This is a genomic window from Iodidimonas muriae (assembly GCF_014647255.1).
In the GTDB taxonomy this organism is placed as follows: Bacteria; Pseudomonadota; Alphaproteobacteria; order Sphingomonadales; family Rhodothalassiaceae; genus Iodidimonas; species Iodidimonas muriae.
Map to the genome: position 1 here is coordinate 288,049 of NZ_BMOV01000003.1, position 17,761 is coordinate 305,809.

At 55.7% G+C, this 17,761-nt stretch carries 16 protein-coding genes; 8 read left to right on the forward strand and 8 right to left on the reverse strand.

All coding sequences use genetic code 11. The features are described 5' to 3' along the window. Positions 1–34 precede the first annotated feature (34 nt). Positions 35–1,768: a sensor domain-containing diguanylate cyclase gene (locus IEX96_RS06280; RefSeq protein WP_150004895.1), complete on the forward strand. Its 1,734-nt coding sequence runs from the start codon at positions 35–37 to the stop codon at positions 1,766–1,768. Between the two features lies 1 nt (position 1,769). After that, positions 1,770–3,056 carry a DUF2336 domain-containing protein gene (locus IEX96_RS06285; protein ID WP_188873638.1) on the forward strand — a complete coding sequence of 429 codons (1,287 nt, stop codon included), beginning with the start codon at positions 1,770–1,772 and terminating at the stop codon, positions 3,054–3,056. Between the two features lie 6 nt (positions 3,057–3,062). Here IEX96_RS06285 and cysK read toward each other — a convergent pair whose 3' ends face one another. From cysK to IEX96_RS06300, 3 genes are all read right to left on the reverse strand, one after another. Next, positions 3,063–3,983 carry a cysteine synthase A gene (gene cysK / locus IEX96_RS06290; RefSeq protein WP_188873639.1) on the reverse strand — a complete coding sequence of 307 codons (921 nt, stop codon included), beginning with the start codon at positions 3,981–3,983 and terminating at the stop codon, positions 3,063–3,065. Between the two features lie 59 nt (positions 3,984–4,042). Beyond that, entirely contained in the window at positions 4,043–4,915 is an 873-nt protein-coding gene (locus IEX96_RS06295) for a serine O-acetyltransferase (RefSeq protein ID WP_229773571.1), read from the reverse strand. 184 nt (positions 4,916–5,099) lie between these two features. Beyond that, complete coding sequence (locus IEX96_RS06300) at positions 5,100–5,822, reverse strand: lysophospholipid acyltransferase family protein (protein ID WP_150004893.1); 723 nt, start codon at positions 5,820–5,822, stop codon at positions 5,100–5,102. Positions 5,823–5,998: 176 nt separating this feature from the next. Here IEX96_RS06300 and IEX96_RS06305 point away from each other — a divergent pair, with 176 nt between their 5' ends. The 4 genes from IEX96_RS06305 (at position 5,999) to IEX96_RS06320 (ending at position 11,762) form a co-directional block, all read left to right on the forward strand. Further along, positions 5,999–7,975, forward strand: coding sequence for a sensor histidine kinase (locus tag IEX96_RS06305; RefSeq protein ID WP_188873640.1), 1,977 nt, complete (start codon positions 5,999–6,001; stop codon positions 7,973–7,975). A 160-nt stretch (positions 7,976–8,135) separates the two neighbouring features. Next, the gene (locus tag IEX96_RS06310) at positions 8,136–9,359 is read left to right on the forward strand and encodes a D-alanine--D-alanine ligase (RefSeq protein ID WP_150004891.1); all 1,224 of its coding nucleotides are present in this window, start codon (positions 8,136–8,138) and stop codon (positions 9,357–9,359) included. Continuing rightward, positions 9,352–10,113 (forward strand): alpha/beta fold hydrolase, encoded by a 762-nt coding sequence (locus tag IEX96_RS06315; protein WP_188873641.1) that lies wholly within the window; start codon positions 9,352–9,354, stop codon positions 10,111–10,113. Before IEX96_RS06310 ends, IEX96_RS06315 begins: the two co-directional genes overlap by 8 nt. Then, a complete protein-coding gene (locus IEX96_RS06320) occupies positions 10,110–11,762 on the forward strand; it encodes a UDP-N-acetylmuramoyl-tripeptide--D-alanyl-D-alanine ligase (protein WP_150004889.1) in 1,653 nt (550 codons plus the stop codon). The genes IEX96_RS06315 and IEX96_RS06320 overlap by 4 nt, the downstream gene beginning before the upstream one ends. A 91-nt stretch (positions 11,763–11,853) precedes the next feature. Here the strand turns inward: IEX96_RS06320 and IEX96_RS06325 are convergent, their stop codons facing one another. After that, positions 11,854–12,222: an energy transducer TonB gene (locus IEX96_RS06325; RefSeq protein WP_150004888.1), complete on the reverse strand. Its 369-nt coding sequence runs from the start codon at positions 12,220–12,222 to the stop codon at positions 11,854–11,856. Between the two features lie 331 nt (positions 12,223–12,553). Here IEX96_RS06325 and IEX96_RS06330 point away from each other — a divergent pair, with 331 nt between their 5' ends. Further along, positions 12,554–13,294: a DUF2927 domain-containing protein gene (locus IEX96_RS06330; RefSeq protein ID WP_150004887.1), complete on the forward strand. Its 741-nt coding sequence runs from the start codon at positions 12,554–12,556 to the stop codon at positions 13,292–13,294. Here the strand turns inward: IEX96_RS06330 and IEX96_RS06335 are convergent, their stop codons facing one another. Further along, positions 13,295–13,765, reverse strand: coding sequence for a GNAT family N-acetyltransferase (locus IEX96_RS06335; protein ID WP_229773572.1), 471 nt, complete (start codon positions 13,763–13,765; stop codon positions 13,295–13,297). It abuts the gene before it with no gap. A gap of 11 nt (positions 13,766–13,776) precedes the next feature. Next, complete coding sequence (locus IEX96_RS06340; protein WP_188873642.1) at positions 13,777–14,757, reverse strand: zinc transporter ZntB; 981 nt, start codon at positions 14,755–14,757, stop codon at positions 13,777–13,779. Between the two features lie 75 nt (positions 14,758–14,832). On the opposite strand from IEX96_RS06340, the gene IEX96_RS06345 reads away from it, so the two are divergent. Then, complete coding sequence (locus IEX96_RS06345) at positions 14,833–15,573, forward strand: TerC family protein (protein ID WP_150005029.1); 741 nt, start codon at positions 14,833–14,835, stop codon at positions 15,571–15,573. A 12-nt stretch (positions 15,574–15,585) separates the two neighbouring features. Here the strand turns inward: IEX96_RS06345 and thiD are convergent, their stop codons facing one another. Both thiD and glmM read right to left on the reverse strand, forming a co-directional pair. Further along, on the reverse strand, positions 15,586–16,386 hold the full coding sequence (gene thiD / locus IEX96_RS06350; protein ID WP_150004884.1) for a bifunctional hydroxymethylpyrimidine kinase/phosphomethylpyrimidine kinase: 801 nt from the start codon (positions 16,384–16,386) through the stop codon (positions 15,586–15,588). A gap of 1 nt (position 16,387) precedes the next feature. Then, positions 16,388–17,752 carry a phosphoglucosamine mutase gene (gene glmM, locus IEX96_RS06355; RefSeq protein WP_373293756.1) on the reverse strand — a complete coding sequence of 455 codons (1,365 nt, stop codon included), beginning with the start codon at positions 17,750–17,752 and terminating at the stop codon, positions 16,388–16,390. Positions 17,753–17,761 lie beyond the last annotated feature (9 nt).

Below are 17,761 nucleotides of genomic sequence, written 5' to 3' on the forward strand. Positions count from 1 at the left end.
CGGTTTTAAGAACAGGCGGCGTATTTTCCGTACTATGAATGCACCTGATATCTCAACGAAAGTGGCGACCGACGTCTCCGCCTTCAAGGGCGAAGACAGAGATGCCCGCCATTTGATCGCGCGCGCCAGCGGTCCCGCCATGCTTGTGCATGCCAGCGGCAAAGTGATCGACCATAATCCCGATGCCGCCATTCTGGCCGAAGCCATGAAAGCGCGCGACCCCGATCTGCGCGGCCTGATCTTCAGTGCCGCGGCATGTGGTGCGCCGGTTGGCGGGCGGATCACGCTGGGCGAGGATGAAGCGGACCACCAAGCCTATGAGGTACAGGCCACGCCCTTTGGCGGTGACCATCTGCTGATCACGGCACGGGATGTCACCTTTGAAACCAATCTCACCCGCGCCCTTTTGAAAAGCCGCGATCTATACAAGGATCTGATGCATTGTTCCGCCGATTTTGGGTGGGAAACCGATGCCCATGGAACCTTTTCCTATGTGAGCCCCATGGGGGCTCTGGGGTGGTCGGCACAGGATATGAATGGCCGCAGCGCCCAATCCTTGCTGAAATTGGCCCCCGAAGATACCAGCATCGTTTTTTCCACCCGTATCCCCCAAAAAGCGACAAAGGTTTGGGCCAGCAACAAACAGGGTGAATCGGTTTTGCTCTTGGTGTCGTGCGTGCCGGTTTTTGACGCCCAGGGCGATTGGCGGGGCGCACGCGGTGTGGCCCGCGATATCACCCGCGAACATGAACGGGATAAAGCCTTAAAGCTGGATCAGGCCCGCCAAAGCCTGCTGGCACGCATTGTTCTGGATATCCGCACCGAAGCAGACCCCTTGGAAATTTTGAGTTCGGCAAGCGCTGCAGCGGCTCAGGCCCTGCGCACCGACAAGGCCTGGGCCTTACGCCGCCGCGATGCCGACAATGAAGACACGATCAATCGCAGCCCCGAAGACACACCGCTTGTCCAATTGGCCATCAAAGCGCTGGAACGCCCCGGCCATGAAAGCGACGAGGATGCCTTTGTGGAATTGGGCCAAGGAGACCATGCCAATTGTTTGATTGCTACGGCAGGATTGGCACAAGGTATTTCCGCCACTTTGGCTTTTTCCCGCGACACCATGACCGAGCCATGGCGCGCCCATGAAGTGGAACTGATCCACGGCATTACAGGCCATTTGGCCATTGCGTTGAAACAGGCAGAGATGATGCGCAAGCTGCGTATTCTGTCACGGGTCGATGATCTGACCGGACTGTTAAACCGCCGTGCGTTGTTTGAAGAAATGGCAAAGCGTCTGGGCCATCAAAAGCGCAGCCGCCGTCAGGGCTGTTTCTTGTTCATTGATCTGGATTATTTCAAACAGGTCAATGACAGACTGGGCCATGCAGCCGGTGATGCCGTCCTTCGCAAGCTGGGTCAATTGATGCGTGAACAAAGCCGGGTCGGTGATCTGGAAGGCCGGATTGGTGGCGATGAATTCGGCCTGTGGCTGGAAGATACCGATCTGGCTGGCGCCCATCACAAAGCCCATAGCTTATTGGCGCAGGTGCCTAACTTGCGCAAAGCGGCGGGTGATCCCGCCTCGCCCTTGTCCATGTCGATCGGCATTGCCCAAACCGCACCGGAATTCATCGAAACCCCCGACATGCTGGCGGATGCCGCCGATGAAGCGCTTTATAAGGCCAAGAAAAACGGGCGCTCCACCATCGTTGTTGCCGAACCGCGCTCTTATCCCGGCATGCCCGATACCAACAGCCAAGGCCGATGATATGACAGGAAATAACGATACCGGCCCAAACGCACCGGCGCAGCGCACACCCCAACAGCCTGCGCAAAAAGCACAAAAGGACCAGCGCTATCTGGAAGCCCGCCGCCTGCTGGAAGCCGGTGCCGTGGCCGACCGCCGGGCCTTGGCGGAAAATACGAAAACCCGCCCCGAAGTGCTTTATTATCTGGCGGAAGATGCGGATCGTCAGGTGCGCAAAAAGGTGGCGACCAATGACAATACGCCCCATCAGGCGGATATGATTCTCACAACCGATCCGGATGAAGAGGTGCGCGTTGAACTGGCACGGAAAATCGCCCGCCTTGTGCCCGGCCTGCCCGATCTGGAACAGGAAAAACTGCGCACCCGCATCTGCACAGTGATCGAACGATTGGCGCAAGACAGCCTGCCCAAAGTGCGCGCTATTCTGGCTGAAGAGATCAAGAATTCCACAGCCGTCCCCAAATCCGTGGTGCTGCAATTGGCCCGCGATGTGGAAGAAACCGTCGCCTGCCCGATCCTTGAATATTCGCCGCTCCTGAATGATGACGATCTGAAGGAAATCATCGCCGCCGGGCTGACGGAAAATGCGTTGGTTTCTGTGGCACGGCGCGAAACTGTCAGCGAAGACCTGGCCGATGATGTGGCCGCAACACTGGAAATTCCTGCCGTGGCCGCCCTTTTGGCCAATCCCAATGCCCAAATCCGCGAAGAAACGCTGGACAGCATTATCGACCAGGCCCGCGAGGTGAAAAGCCTGCATCGCCCCCTTGCCATGCGTCCATCCCTGTCGATCCGCGCGATGAAACGCATTGCCGGCTTTGTGGCCAGCGCCCTTGTGCATCATATGATCAATGCCAATGCTTTGGAAAACAGCGCCGCCGAGAATATTCTGGAGCGGGTGCGGGCGCGCATCATGTCCGAACGGGTGGACGACACGGAAGCGCAAAGGCTTTTGGAACAGGCCCGCGATTATCATGCACGCGGAATGTTGGACGATGCATTCATCGTGAACGGCATCGAAAACAACCAGCGCGAATTATTGATTCAATGCCTTGGGGTCATGGCCGACATAGATGCCAAAGTGGTGCGGCAGATCCTGCATTCCAAAAGCGGGCGCGCGGTCACGGCCCTTGCCTGGAAAGCGGGCCTCAGCATGCGCACAGCCTTTCAGATTCAAACGGAACTGGCGTTGGTTTCGCCGTCTCAGCTTGTGGCGGCCAAAAACGGCGAAACCTATCCTTTGGATGATAGCGAGATGGTCTGGCAGCTCAGCTACTTCACCGAATGAAGTGAATTAATCGGTGGGCAAAAAGCCTTCGATCGACAAATAGCGTTCGCCGGTATCATAGCAGAATCCGAGAACCGTGCTGCCATGGTCCATATCGGGCAGCTTTTTGGCAATGGCCGCCAAAGTGGCACCCGATGAAACACCAACCAACATGCCTTCTTCACGGGCGGCACGGCGGGCCATATCCATGGCTTCGGCTGGCGTTACCTGCACCACGCCATCCAGCAAGGACACATCCAGAATTTCGGGAATAAAGCCGGCGCCGATCCCTTGGATGCTGTGCGGGCCCGGCTTGCCGCCAGACAGCACCGGAGAACCATCGGGCTCCACCGCGAGAACCTGCAAATCGGGCATGGATTTCTTCAATGTCTCGGCACAACCGCCAATATGGCCGCCGGTGCCAACGCCGGTGATCACATAATCAAGGCCGTCGGAGAAATCGGCGAGGATTTCCTTGGCGGTGGTTTCCCGATGGACGGCGATATTGGCCGGGTTTTCAAATTGCTGCGGCATCCACGCACCGGGAGTTTCCACCACCAATTCACTGGCGCGGGCGATGGCCCCGGACATGCCCTTTTCACGCGGCGTCAAAATAAATTCCGCACCATAAGCCAGCATCAGGCGACGCCGTTCAATGGACATGCTTTCCGGCATGACAAGGATCAGCTTATAGCCCTTCACAGCCGCCACCATCGCAAGGCCAATGCCCGTATTGCCCGATGTGGGCTCAACGATCACGCCACCGGGCTTCAAAGCACCGGATTTTTCCGCAGCCTCTACCATGGACAATGCAATGCGGTCCTTGATGGACCCGCCGGGATTCACCCGTTCTTGCTTGATCCACACAGAATGGTTGTCACCAAACAGGCGATTGATCCGCACATGAGGCGTATTGCCGATAGTATCGAGAATGCTGTTGGCGCGCATAATTGGTTTCCTCTCATCTTCCGGTCATTTTGGCACCCATAAATCTGGGCACCGCTTCGTCAAATGGTAAAATCGTCTGCCCGTTCCGGCTCTGGCTCCGACAGGCCCTGCCACCCCACCGAGCGGTACATCACCCGGCTTCCCGGCGGCACACTTTTGGTCACCCACACATTGCCACCAATCACCGATCCACGGCCAATGACCGTATCTCCACCCAAAATCGTGGCATTGGCATAGATCACCACATCATCTTCGATGGTCGGGTGGCGTTTCACATGGCGCAATGTCCGCTTGACGCTTAAAGCGCCCAGCGTAACACCTTGATAAATCTTTACATTATTGCCGATTATAGCCGATTCACCGATCACAATGGCGGTGCCGTGATCCAGAAAGAGCCCCTGCCCGATGGTGGCACCGGGATTGATGTCAATGCCAGTCAAGCGATGGGCATATTCCCCCATCAGACGCGGCAAAAGCGGCACATCCTCATGGACCAGAAGATTGGCCAGCCGATAGCTGGCAACCGCATAAACGCTGGGATAGGCAAGAATCACCTCATCCAGAGAACCCGCTGCCGGGTCGCCATCCATCGCGGCTTGTGCATCAAGGCGCACCTGATCGGCAATTTTTGGCAGCGCCATGGCAAACCGCATGGCAATGCCTTCGGCCCGTGTGCATTGTTCGGGCATCACCTCGCACAAAGTATAGCGCAATTTCCCGATCATCTGGATTAGGCGCGCTTCCACCTCACGCGGGGATTTGGGGCGCTGGCGGGCCATTTGCGGAAACAGCAGGCCCAAACATTCATCCAGAAAAAGGCCCGCTTCTTCCATATGAATATCGGGCACGGCGCCATAGCTGCGCTGGCGTTCGATCAGCCCGGATGCCACGTCGAAAAGAGCAGAAGGATTGATTTTCAACGTCTTGTTCATAATCGTCAATCTTTCCGGGTTTTCTTTGATACACACCGCATGGGGAATACGCATCCAGCCACACGGTCCAATATGCAGCCCTTCTTGTTACTATGCATCACAACGGCGATCCGCAAGGCAGCCCACCCCCATCATCACGAGAGCGTGACCTCTGCCCTTTCTGGCAATGCTTTGGAAAAGCATCTTATCCTTTTGAATAGACAGGATCTTCTTGCATCAATTGTTCAGAGCGCATTATCACTTTTTCTTCCACCTCTGCCATGAAGGACGCTTTGTTTTTTGTATGGGCAAGCGGCGCCCCGATTTCATAGACCACCGTTCCCGGCATTCTCCGGAACCGGCCCTTGGGCCAATGCAGCCCGGAATTGGTGGCCATCGGAATAGCGGGTAATACCCCGTCTTCCTGCAAATAAAATGCCCCGCTTTTCAGTCGTTTCTTTTCACCAACGCGGGCGCGCGTGCCTTCAGGATACACCACCAAAGGCCGTTTGCCTTCCCGGATATTGCGCACCACACGGGGCATTTCCTGATGGGCCGTGCCTGATTGACGGTCGATCCGGGCCACTTTAAGCTTGCGCAACAAAAGGCCGATAACGGGAATCCGGAACAGCTCTTTCTTCGCCAGTGCTGTCATATTGGGAGCCACATTATAGGTCACGATCGGATCAAGATCGGACATATGTTTGGACACAATGATCAACGCCGTGTCTTTGGGTAAATGCTCGGTGCCGCGCACGTCCACCTTGATTCCGGCCACCACCCGCAACAACCACAAAACCATACATGTCCATAACCAAATGCCATAGGCCAGAGGTTTGCGGCCACGCATGGGCAAGGTGATCAACAACCCTGTCGCCCAGACCAGCGTAAGGATATAGAAACTTGTATTATATAGAAGTGAACGCACGGGGTTTCCTATTCAACTGCTGTCAAAACTGCACGCCGCCTCACATTCATCGCGCCCATCCCGGCGAATGGGCCAACAAGAAGGTTATGGCCCTTCTTGCAAAGCGTGTTTGATCAATGAAGGCAAATGTTTTTTAGATAACGAATGCCATAGAGATTAGAATAGAAGGCAAGGGCATGGAAACAAAAAGGCCGTCACGCTCCATCGACAGTCCCCGGATGGTTGCGGCCATATTCCGGCCTTTTGACCTTTTTGCCCGGCATTCCCAATGGCAATGGGGAAAGCCCTGGCCCAAAAGCTGGTGGCAATGTGGCTTACTGATAGCGGCTTATCTTCTTGTCCATGCCTTTTTTGATGCCCATGCAAAAGCCTTTCAAACGCCTTTGAATGTCACCACTTGGTATCCATCCATCGGCTTTACTTTAGCATTCATGCTGTATTACGGGCCAAAAAGCCTGCCGCTTGTGGCTTTTGGCTATCTGGCGCTCAATTTATTGATCTGGGAAAACGGGGCGTTCACTATCTATACGATTTTGCCCCCCCTTTTAAACAGCATCGCATCTTTGGCGGGCGCACAATATCTGCACAAACATATCGAACCCATCTCTCGCCCCTGGACCCTGCAGGTGCTGGCCCATTTCGGTGTGGGAACGCTTTTAACCTCGACTCTGGCTGGTATCAGCATCATCGGATTCTGGATTTCTTCCGGCTTGCACCCCAGTTCGGTGTTTTTTCCTTCTCTGGCAGAATGGATGCTGGGGGATGTGATCGGCATTTCAATCGTAACGCCGTTCATGCTGGTCATTTTCATCCCGGCCCTGACCTTATTGGCCCGGAACGGTATCCAAACCGTGCTGCGCCAGAATATCCGGTTTCTAAAGAAAAATTTACTTTTTCTTTTCGATCTTTTTGTCGGGGGAAGCTTACTTGTCTGTGTGGTCTATCTGGTGTTCTTTTCCAGTTTTGGCCAAACTTACAATCTATTATTCCTGAATGCGATCCCGGTATTGTGGGCCGTGCTGCGGCATGGCTTTCGCGCCGCAGTTCTTGTGGCGACAACCATTGCCATATCCGGTTTGGCCTCCGTCCTTTATCTGGATGAGAGTACCCGGTTTATTTCCAGCCGCACCGACATCTATATTTTCCAGCTTTTCACCATGATCCTGACTTTGGCCTCCTACACATTGGGGACGGCCATCGATGAATTACGCCGCGCCAAAAAATCCATCGAACGCCATCGCCGGGAACTGGAAGAAACGGTCCGGCATCGCACCATGGAACTGGTACAGGAAAATGCCGAACGGCGACGGGCTGAAGACAACCTGATACGGATCAATGACATGCTTGAACAGCGTGTTCTGGAGCGCACAAAGGCGCTGAATGAAGCCCGTTTGCACGCCGAAAATATGAGCGAAGCCAAAACGCAATTCCTGCAAAATATGAGCCATGAATTACGCACCCCCTTGAACGCAGTCATCGGGTTTTCACAACTTTTGACGCGAGAAGAATTGGGGCCTATCGGGCAGGCAAAATACCGCGATTATGCGCAAAACATCCATTCGGCGGGCAGCCATCTGCTGTCCCTTGTTGGTGATCTTTTAGACATGGCGTCGCTCACCGGCGAAGAGCGTCCTTTGCAAAAAACATCCCTGAACCTGCGCACTCTGGCGGAAGAAGCTTTATCTATGAGCAAGCCAAGAGCAGACGCCAAAAATATCCGACTTGTGATCTCCTCGCATGACACTGCCATTTATGTCGAGGCAGACCAGCACCGCCTGTTGCAGGTTTTGCTGAATCTTATCGGCAATGCCATAAAATTCTCGCCCGAAAACAGCGTAATAGAGATACACCTCTCTCAAGAAAACCGCGATGCCATTGCCCAGATCATCGATCAAGGCCCCGGCATTGCAGAAGCGGACCTGCCTTTGGTGTTTGAACGATTTTGGCGGGGCAATCGCAGCGATATATCCGGCGTAGGGGGTATGGGATTGGGATTGTCCATAGCCCATTCACTCATCCAGAAACACGGGGGCAGCCTATCGCTTGAAAACGTCCCCGATAAAGGACTTTGCGCCACCATACGCCTGCCGCTTTTGGCGCATCGGGCCGCATCATCCGATGCAAAAACGGCACACAAAACAATGCTTTCGTAACATCCCCATATGGCTGTGGGCGGCGAATACATGACAAAGAAGAGGCCAACACAGGCGTTTATGCGTTTACGGCCCGTGAGCCTTGCCCCTATGATGCCCAGAAGATGCCTCTTTATGGTGCCCTAATCGCACCGGATCAGGAATTCCCGGCAGGACCTTTATGACGAAAGAAAAGCTTATAATCGCTGTCATTTTCGGCGGTCGCAGCGTTGAACATGATGTCAGTATTCTCACAGGCTTGCAGTTTCTCGATGCGCTGGATCAGTCCCGCTATCAAGGTCTGCCCCTTTATGTGGACCCGGATGGCCAATGGTGGACCGGCGACCTGCTTTTAAAGCGCAGCCTTTATCCCCACAGCGCCGAGACGCGCGCCCGGCTAACCCCTGTCACCCTTCCCCTTGGCACCTCCATTCGTGGCCGCCCGCATCTGATGTCCAGCCAAAAAGGCCTTTTGGGCAACAAGATCATCACTATTCCGTTCGATCTGATGGTGCCCGCCATTCACGGTTCCAATGGCGAGGATGGCAGCTTGCAAGGCTTGCTGTCTTTTGCCGGTATTCCTTATGCCGGATGCCGGCCATTGGGGGCCGCGGCCACGATGGACAAACATGTCACCAAAGAAGCACTGAAAACCCGCAATATTCCGCTTTTGCCCCATATTCTGGTGGAAAAGCCCGCAGCCGGGACCTTCCTTTCACGCGATGCTATCTTGCCGCAAATGGAAGCAAAGCTGGGCGCCGATATGTTCCCGGTGATCGTGAAGCCGCGCCACCTTGGTTCCAGCGTCGGGGTGACCATTGCCCGCGATGCCGATGGGCTGGATGCCGCCTTATCCAGCATTTTCCGTATGGATACAGGCGCTTTGATCGAACCCTTGGTGCCCGATCTGGTGGAATATAATATCGCCGTCATGCGCAAAAACGGGCAGGTGATCACATCGGCCATAGAAAAGCCGCTCAATGGCAGCGATATGCTGGATTTCAATACCAAGTACCGGGCAGGCAGCAAAGGCACGCCGAAACTTGATGAAGCCCCAAGCGACGGTATGGCCTCGCTGAACAGAGAGCTGAACCCTGCGGAACTGAGCGAAGGGCAAGACAGCCTGATCCGCAGTGCGGCCAGCACCGCCTTTGATCTGCTGGATCTGGCAGGCACCGTGCGTATCGATTTTCTGTGCAACGCCAAAACCGGAGAATTATGGTTGAATGAAGTCAATTCCATCCCCGGTTCCTTTTCCTATTTCCTGTGGCAAGCCGCCCAAGACCCCCTGACCTTCACCGACCTTAGCCGCACCATCGTAGAAGAAGGCATCGCCCTTAGCCGCGCGGAAAAGGGGGAAACCGGTACCGCCACCGGCAATGCCCGGATCTTTGGCCGTGACTGACCGAGGCTGGTTCGAGCACCCGCTTCCCGCCCCCAAGGTTGCGGCAACAGAAATCCTTTGGTTGCATGGCTGGGGGCAAACGGGGGCAAGCCTGATGGGGCTGGCGGGGCTGTTTACAGCCAAGGCCCGCAATCGGGTGGTCGATCTCCCCGGTTTTGGGAACACCCCCATGCTGGCGAAAGGGGCAGGCACCGCCGATTATGCCGATGCCCTGCATCAGTGGCTTGATTCGGGGCCAAAGCGTATTCTGGTCGGCCATTCCTATGGAGGGCGCGTGGCGATCCAATATGCCGCCCGATATCCCGACAAGGTGGCCGCAGTGATCTTGATCGCCGGAGCGGGATTGAAGCGGCGGCGGTCTTTAAGCTTTCGCATCCGTGCCTTTTTCTTGCGCATGATGGGCAAGGCGGCGCGGGCCTGCGACCGGCTGTTTGGCACAAAGCTGGCCGCCGCCTATGCCGCACGCTTTGGCAGTGCCGATTACCGCAAGGCCGGAGATCTGCGCCCCACCTTCTTATCCGCCGTCAACGAAGATCTCAGCGAACAGGCCCAAAGCCTTCGCTGCCCCACATTGCTGATTTATGGTGCCCTGGATGATGCCACACCGCCTGAAATCGGTGAAAAATACGCGGCCCTGATTTCCGGAGCGGAGTATCATTGCCTTAAAGGCTTTGGCCATCTGGATATTCTGGGGCGCGGCATCTGGCAGTGCCAAACCCTGATCGACCGATTTCTGGAGCGACATAGTTCATGACCACGGCGTTTTTCCCATATAGTGCAGCGCTGATCCTGACGGCCCTTCTTGGCCTTGTCTTTGCCCATCAGCGCGGCAAAGCCTATCTGATGTACTTCCAACAAGAAGAATATGATGCCAAGCGCTTCCGGCACTGGTTGTCCGCCCATCATGGCCGGGACCGCGCCACCTCGATTTTTGCGCTGGTGGCAGGGGGACTATGCTTTGGCCTCAGCTATGGCTTTTTCTGGCTTGAAGCGCTGGGCTGGGCGGCTTTGATCATCGGGCTTCTAGACGGCATCCGCCGCAGCCGCCGCAGCCTTTTGCAGGCCAAAAAGCCCTTGGTGATGACCGATCGGGCCAAGCGCATTTTACAGCTTCATATTTTGTTTTCCGCGCTTTTGACCGGCCTTATATATGCCGGGGTCCGTTTTGGGGCGCCCACATCAGATCTTGCAGCAAGCCTGATTGCCATTGTGGTTCTGGCACAAGCCTCCCCCTATTTTCTCATGCTGGCCAATGCCGCATTGCAGCCCGTTGAAAACCGCGTCAAAGCCCGCTTTCTGGAAGAAGCCCGCCAAAAGCTGCGGCGGCTTGATCCTTATATTATCGGCATTACCGGTAGCTACGGCAAAACCTCTACCAAATCGATCCTTGCCCATATCCTGTCCAGCGCCGCCCCCACATTGGCAACGCCGGGCAGCGTGAATACGGAAATGGGCATCACCCGTGTGGTGCGGGAACAATTAGAGCCCGAGCACCGCTATTTTATCGTTGAAATGGGTGCCTATGGGCCCGGTTCCATCGCCCGGCTATGCCGCTTGGCACCGCCGAAACTGGGCGTGATCACAGCCATCGGCTGGGCGCATTATGAACGTTTCAAGCAGATTGAAACGGTGTTTGATGCAAAATTTGAGCTGGCCGATGCGGTGGCACAGTCCGGCGGCACCACAATCGTCAATCAAGATGCCATCCCCGGCCATCTGCTGAAAAAGCGCCTTTCGGATGGAATGCCTTTCATATGTGTCGGCAGCGATAAAGACTGCACTTTGCGGTTGGTATCTGCCGATCAAACGCCCGATGGGGTGCGGCTTGAAATTGTTGGGGATGATATGGGCGAAGTGGTATTGCATGCACCGCTTTATGGCTTGCATCAGGCCCATAATATCATGGCGGCCACCGCCGCTGCCCATAGCCTTGGCATGCCGATCGATGCGATCCGCGCCGCCCTTTCCTCGGCCCCCCAAAGCCGCCACCGGCTGGAGGTGGTCCGGTCTGGCGACATCACCATTATCGACGATGCCTATAATTCCAATCCATCGGGCTTTGCATCCGGTCTGGAATTGCTGGACATTTTAAAAGCCAAGGACGGACGGCGTATCCTGATCACCCCCGGCATGGTGGAATTGGGGGAAAAGCACGAAGAAGAGCATCACAAGCTGGGCGAACTGGCCGCCCGCCATGTGGATATTGCGCTGGTGGTCACGCCGGAAAGAATCCCGTCCTTTGTGGCCGCTTTTGAAGCGCAAAAACCGTCCCATGCCCAACTTTTGCGCTTTAACCGGCAAGAGGATGCGCAAAACTGGATCAAGGCCCATGCGCAAAATGGCGATGTGATTTTATATGAAAACAATCTGCCCGACCTTTATGAAAAACCGCCGGGATTTTAAGACAGGCCGCCTCCAAAGCCGTGCGATCTGCACAAAAAAGACGGCACAAACTGTGCCGCCTGCTTCTTTTCAGCCAAAAAGCGTGCTTGGCTTATTGTAACGCCCAGCTTAAAGGCAGGATGAATGTCAAATATTCATCGCCCATATCGCTTGGCGGCTTGGGAAGGGGATTCACCCGTTCCATCAGGCGCTCGACTTCATTGTCCAGAACGCGAACCCCGGTGGCCTGCACCACTTCATAAGATTTGATGGCCCCGGTGCGGTCCACGGTCATTTTCACCTTGGCCGTCCCTTCCATCTGACGCATCAAAGCGGATCGGGGATATACCTGCTTATCGGCGATGGTGCGGGCAACGGCCATTTGCCAATCAGAGGCCCCGGCAGCAAAGCTGTTTTTCGGCGTTGCAACAGTCGCAACCGCGACCAGTAGGCTGGCCGCCATCATAATACGAGCGAACATGTGAATGCTTTCTTATAGAGGGGAAATTGCGTGATGTGGCAGGACTTTATTCCCATCGCAACACGCCCCCTCCCTTAAGGCCAAGGCTGTAAATTCTTCCTTAGCAAAAATGGTTAATTTTTATTTTTTCGCACCTGCAGCATGAACAGGCGCGGCGGGGTCGATAAAAGGCTTATGCCTGAACGCACAAGCATGCCCCCTGACCGAACGGCCGTTCCCCGGTCACAGATAATGTGATGGAAATGTGAGCCAGAAACGATCTCGCGCTCAGCTTTTGTTAATGTGGCTTCCATATGGTTAACGCATCGCTTTTCATAAGGATGCGTTTGCCATGCCTCTTTCTGTCCGTGCCATCTCTGCCTGTATCAGCCTTGCGATAATGCTCCACAGCCCCATTGCCAAGGCGGATATGATGGAGGTGTCCCCCGATCAGCTTTTCCAGCAATTCGATGATGTGGTCTTCGGGCATGAGCATGGAATGGAAAACAACACCATCCGACGCTGGGGAGCACCGCTAGAGGTGGCTATTTTCTCGTCACCCGCTCTTGATACGCCACCGCCCCTTGGTCGCATCCAATCGGTGCTCACAGAAATTTCCCGGATCACCGGCATCGATGTGGCCCGCGCCGATGACAACACACAAGCCACATTGCGGCTCGGATATTTTCCGCGTCGGGATTTTGCCGCCCTGCCAGCAGCCGATAAAACCGATCCCCGTTATCATGATTTCATCAATAGAAGCGCATGTCTGGGGGTTTCCAACAGCGAAAGTGACCGCATCAAGGGCGGTGTTATCATGATCGGCAGCGATATTTCTCCGGCGCTGCAAGATCATTGTCTGGTGGAAGAACTGGTGCAGATCATGGGCCTGCCCAATGATGCCTGCAACTATCAGCCATCGCTGTTTTGCGAGGCCGACCATGTGACGGAATTGACCAAAGCCGACAAGGCCTTGCTGTCTATGCTTTATGATCCTCGCCTTCAAAGCGGGATGGAGCGCGCCGATGCCCTGGCTCATGTGCGGGAAATGATCCTGGAGCGGGTCACAGAGGCCGACCCCATGACAGAATGATCATAATGGCTTTTCAAAATACCGGATATCATCCAGCGGATTGTCATTATAAGCCGCGCAAGGGCTGAACCCCATCCGGTCATAAAGCGCATTGGCGGCCTTCAGCCGTGCCAAAGTGTCCAGCTTCATCATCCGGTAGCCGCGCATGGACGCTTCTGCTTCCAGCGACCGGCACAAGGCTTCGGCCACACCCGTCCCACGCGCCGAGGGCCGCACATAAAGCCGCTTCATTTCGCACATGCCGTGGCCCAGTTCTGAAAGCGGCTTCAAGGCCACAACACCCACGGGCAAGCCATCGCTTTCCGCCAGCAAGATCACCCCCGAAGGCTCCCGATATGGGCCGGGAAGATCCGCCAATTCCGCTTCAACTCCTTGAAAAGACAAATCCACGCCCAATTCGCGCAAATAGGCGGAAAAAAGCTGGCGGGCCGTTGCCATATCGGTCACGCCCACAGCGCGCCTGATGTCCATATCCAAGGCGTTCAAATCCATTTCAAAAACCGAAAAATCAACAGTTCCACAAAAATCAACACCACCATCCCAAGGCAGAAATATAAAAAGGCAACGGGGCTTTCCACTCCCGGCATACCGCCAATATTCACCCCGAACAGGCCGGTTAAAAAGCTGATGGGCAAGAACACGCCAGTGATGATTGTCAGAAGATAGACAATGCGGTTCATGCGGTCGGACAATTGCGAATAAAGTTCATCTTGCAAAACAAAGGCCCGCTCGCGGATCACATCCAGATCCTCCACATAACGGGTTACCCGGTCCACCTGTTCCAGCAGATGCTCCCGGTCTTCGCTTTCCAGCCATGGGGGTCGCGCCGCCGCCAATTCCGACAAAGCCTCGCGCTGGCTGGAAATATAGCGCCGCAAGGAAATGGCCCGCCTGCGAACCGCCCCCAATTCCTTGCGCAAACCCGCCCCCGGCTCATCCACCAGCCGCTCTTCCAAATCGCCCAATTCATCTTCCAGACTGTCAATGGCCGGCTCCATGCGCTCGGTCAGTCCGGCGGCAAGCAAGGCAACAAATTGCCCAACGCGTTTAGGCCCTGCCCCTTGCTCGATCTTGTCACGGATATTGGCAATGGCGGCGATCTTGTGCAGCCGGGCCGAGATGATGCAATGGGGCGTGATCCACAAACGAATCGCCACCATATTTGCAGGGTCCTGGGAAGGATTGAGATTGACGCCGCGCAAGTTCAGCAAAACGCCATCGCTGAAGGCGGTGCAGCGGGGCCGCGTATCTTCCGCCAACAGCGCCCGAATGGCCATGCTATCAAGCCCCGATCCGGTGTTCAGCCAATTTTGTGCGCGCGCATTGGTGCGGTTCACATGAATCCATGTAAGCGGACCGGCCTCATCCTCTATCGAACGATCAAGCGCCTCCCACCCCAACGCCACGCCGCCGCCAAGACCATCCAGCGCATAGGCACAAATCAGGCCATTGTCTTCCCCCATAGGACATTCCTTTTCATTGCCCACGTCCTGCCTTAAACAGAATAGCGGAAATCTCATGAAGGGACAGCGTCCATGATCCTCGATTATCTCGCCACCCCGGAAATTTGGGCCAGTTTTCTCACACTGTCTCTTCTGGAGATCGTTTTGGGTATCGACAATCTGGTGTTTTTGTCGGTCATCACCGAAAAGCTGCCCCCAGATCAGGCGAAAAAAGCCCGGCGTATCGGGCTTGCCGGTGCGCTTATCATGCGCATTGCCTTGCTTTTGATGCTGTCATGGATCATTGGCCTGACCGCCCCCATCCTGACCATTTATGATTTTATATTTTCCTGGCGCGATCTGATCCTTGGCGCAGGCGGGCTGTTCCTATTGTATAAAGGCACCAGAGAAATCCACGCCGTAGTGGAAGGCGAAGAAGAACACGGCTCCGAAAAAATGGCGCTTGGCATGGCCGCCGCCATTATACAGATCATGATTCTCGATGCGGTGTTTTCGCTCGATTCCGTAATCACCGCCGTGGGTATGACAACAGAACTACCGGTGATGGTCGCCGCCGTGGTCTTTGCCATTCTGGTCATGCTGTTTGCCGCTGAACCCGTGGCGGCGTTCATCAGCCGCCATCCCACAACAAAGATGCTGGCCTTGAGCTTTTTGCTCTTGGTCGGCGTGGCCTTGGTGGCCGATGGCATGCACTTCCACATCCCGCGCGGTTATCTCTATTTCGCCATCGCCTTTTCCTTGTTGGTGGAAGGGCTGAATTTGGCCGCAATGCGCCGCCGGACCCGCCTGCGCGCCGAAGGGAAAAAACAGTCTTGATCCCTCTTGGGTCTAGTCCAGAGGATGACCGTGATTGAGCGGCCCATGGCCCTTGCCAAAGCCCGGTGCTGTGGCAATGGCCTTATGCACATAAGCATGGGCGCGGCGCACCGCGTCTTTCAGGTTCAGGCCTTGCGCCAAGCCGGTGGCAATGGCACTGGCAAGGGTGCAGCCGGTGCCGTGGGTATGGCGGCTTTCGATACGGGATGCAGAAAACTGCGTCACCGTTTCAGCCTGCACCAACAGATCCACCAGCTCCACCCCGTCCAGATGGCCGCCTTTGGCCAGAACCGCCATTTTATTGGGAAGCAACTCCGCACATAATGTCCGGGCCGCCTTTTCCATCATCCCTGTGGTTTCAACAGGCAGATCGGTAAGGGCCGCAAGCTCCGGGGCATTGGGGGTAACAAGATAGGCAAGGGGCAACAAGTGCTGCTTGAGACACGCCACGGCATCAGGAGCCAAAAGCGACGCCCCCCCTTTCGCCACCATCACAGGGTCCAGAACAAGGGGGATCTGAGGCGCCTCCTCACGCAAGACATCCGCCACCGCCATGATGGTTTCCACAGCGCCCATCATGCCCGTTTTGATCGCATCGGCCCCAATATCACGCAGCACCACGCGGATCTGATCGGCAATCATATGGGGGGAAATGGCCTGCACAGCATGCACGCCCAGCGTATCTTGGACCGTAATGGCGGTGATGGCGCTGGCCGCATAGCCGCCCAGCATGGTGACAGTTTTTATATCCGCCTGAACACCGGCACCACCGCCGGAATCCGAACCCGCAATGATCAGCACCCGTCCCCGCATATCAGGCTGCCGCCTCAACCACTTGGCAAATATCGTGCACCACATGCGCCACAAGATCCGCATCGTCGCCTTCGGCCATCACCCGCACCAAAGGCTCCGTACCGGATTTGCGAATCACCAAACGCCCGTGATTGCCCAACTGTATTTTTCCTTGTTCGATGGCCGCCTGAATGCGGTCATGTTCCAAGGGATTTTCAACGCTAAAGCGCACACTTTTCAAAAGCTGCGGAACCTTTTCGAAACAGCGGGTCACTTGGCTCGCCGCATCGCCCGACGTCACAATACAAGCCAGAATCTGCAAGGCGGCGATCAAGCCGTCACCCGTGGTGGCATAGTCAGACAAAACGATATGCCCCGATTGTTCGCCACCAAGATTGAAGCCGTGGCTCCGCATATGTTCCACAACATACCGGTCCCCTACATCCGTGCGTGCCAGGCTTAGGCCGCGCCCTGCCAAAAAGCGTTCCAGTCCCAGATTGGACATGCTGGTGGCCACCAGCCCGCCGCCTTTTAACAGGCCGCGTTTATGCCAGTTATCGGCAATCAAGGCCATCAATTGATCGCCATCGACAATCCGCCCGGTTTCATCCGCCAAAATCAGCCGGTCCGCATCGCCATCAAGGGCAATGCCCAGATCCGCACCATGCTCCACCACCGCTTTTGCCATGCGTTCCGGCGCTGTAGAGCCACAGCCATCATTGATATTGAAGCCATCAGGGTCCACGCCGATGCGCACCACATCCGCACCAAGTTCCCACAGCACAGTGGGGGCAACCTTATAAGCGGCCCCATTGGCGCAATCGATCACCACTTTTACACCATCCAGCGTCAATCCTGCGGGCACGGTGGCCTTGGCAAATTCGATATAGCGGCCTTCTGCATCCGCAAGGCGGCTGGCGCGGCCCAGATCGGACGGCGCAACGAGCCCTTCATCCAGACCATTATCCATCAGCCGTTCGATATCGATTTCCACAAGGTCCGACAATTTATAACCATCGGGACCAAACAGCTTGATGCCATTATCATGATGCGGATTATGCGAGGCGGAGATCATCACCCCCAGATCAGCGCGTAAAGACCGGGTAAGCATGGCAACGGCAGGGGTCGGCATGGGCCCCACCATGATGACATCCATTCCCGTAGCGATAAAACCCGCTGTCAGGGCCGGTTCCAGCATATAGCCCGAAAGCCGGGTATCCTTGCCGATCACCACCCGATGGCGATGGTCGCCGCGCCGGAAAATGCGCCCAGCGGCCATGCCCACACGCATGGCAATATCCGCAGTCATTGGGGCGGTATTGACAGTTCCCCGAATCCCGTCCGTTCCGAAATATTTCCGTGACATGCAGCCCTCGACACTTTCAATTCTTTTGCA